We start from the raw sequence: 1,526 nt of genomic DNA on the forward strand, positions 1-1,526 counted from the left end.
GTCGACCGGCGTGTCGGTGAGGACGCTCGCCGCGACTCGCGGCGCGGTGTCGCCTTCGGGGAGGCGGGGCATGACGCGGTCCATCGCCAGCGTCGCGACCAGCCCAACGACTGGGCCGACGATCAGTCCAGTGAGCAACGGGAACTCGACCATCGTCGCCGGATACGGCCCGCCCCGGTTTTACCCCGTCGGTCGCTCCCCTCAGTCGTGGTCGATCCGCTCGCCGCCGATGACGACCGACTCGACGTCGGAGGCTCCGGCCCGCCTGACGACGGCCCGGACGAGGTCCTGTGCGCCCGCGAGGTTGTCGGAGTCGCCGTCGAGCACGAGGAGGTCGGCGTCGGCCCCCGTCGCGACCACGCCGCGGTTCGCGCCCGCGATCCGGGCACCGTTCACCGTCGCCATACGCAGGACCTCGCGAGCGGGGAGATCGGACAGCTTCGCCGCGAACTCCATCTCGCGGAACATCGACGGCGAGTCGAGCATCACGTTGTCGGTCCCGAGCGCAACCGTCGTCCGCTCGGCAAGCTCGGCGATCGGCGGCACGCCGACGTTCGTCACGAGGTTCGACCGTGGGCAGACGACGACCGGCGTCTCCCGATCCGCGAGCCGGTCCATGTGGTGTGACTCGGCGTGGACCATGTGGACGAGGAACTCCGGGTCCAGATCCATCGCGGCGTCAACGTCGTCGGCGTCGCGCTCCCCCGCGTGGATCCCGAACAGTTTGCCCGCCTCACGGGTCGCGTTCCGCACCGACTCGAACGCGCCGTCGCGCGCGCCGGACGCGCCGTACCCGTCCGCGAGCGGCAACACGTCGGGGTCATCGCGGCCGAGGACGACCGCCCGGATCGCCCGGTCGCCTAGCTCGACACCCTCGCCCGCGAGCGCGTCTCGGATCGCCCGGACTCCGTCGACACCTCCCTCGCGAAACTCGATGAACGTCCCCGTTCCGGTCGACTCCATGTACCGGAGCGACCGCGCCATCGCCGCCACCTTCTCCTCGTGGCTCGCGGCCCGCAACAGCCGGTGTTTCAACCCGTCCGGCGGCGCGACGAGCTCGTCGAGCGAGAGCCCCGCGCCCGCCTCCTTCGCGATCGAGTCGCCGATGTGTGTGTGGGCGTTGACGAACGCCGGAAGGACGACCGCGTTGCTGTCGGTCGTCGTCTCCTCGATCCGGACGATCTCGCCGTCCGCGACGACGACCCGCCCCTCGACCGGGTCGAACTCCGTCCCGACGAGTATCGTCCCCTCGATGTGCATACGCCAGCGTCGTCGGTCACGGGTTAAAAGGTCACGGAGCGGATCGGTGCGGTCGCCGAATCGGTCGGCAGAACGGATCGAATCGGTCGGCAGAACGGATCGAATCGGTCGGCAGAACGAATTGAAGCGGTCGGCAGAACGGATCGGCGCAGTCGTCGGCGCGGGCGCTCGGCCGGCCCGTGCCGGCGGTCGCCTCACTCGAACTCGTCGAGCGGCGTCGTCATCGCCTTCCGGACCTCACTCAACAGCGTGTCGGGGTCGAGCCG

Annotated in this window: 1 protein-coding gene; it reads right to left on the reverse strand. The window is 70.2% G+C overall.

Going from position 1 to position 1,526, the window contains the following annotated elements:
* Nucleotides 1-201: 201 nt before the first annotated feature.
* Complete coding sequence (locus tag ACFQEU_RS15730; protein WP_379783696.1) at nt 202-1,260, reverse strand: amidohydrolase family protein; 1,059 nt, start codon at nt 1,258-1,260, stop codon at nt 202-204.
* Nucleotides 1,261-1,526: the final 266 nt, after the last annotated feature.

Source organism: Halorubrum tibetense, from assembly GCF_042661865.1.
In the GTDB taxonomy this organism is placed as follows: Archaea; Halobacteriota; Halobacteria; order Halobacteriales; family Haloferacaceae; genus Halorubrum; species Halorubrum tibetense.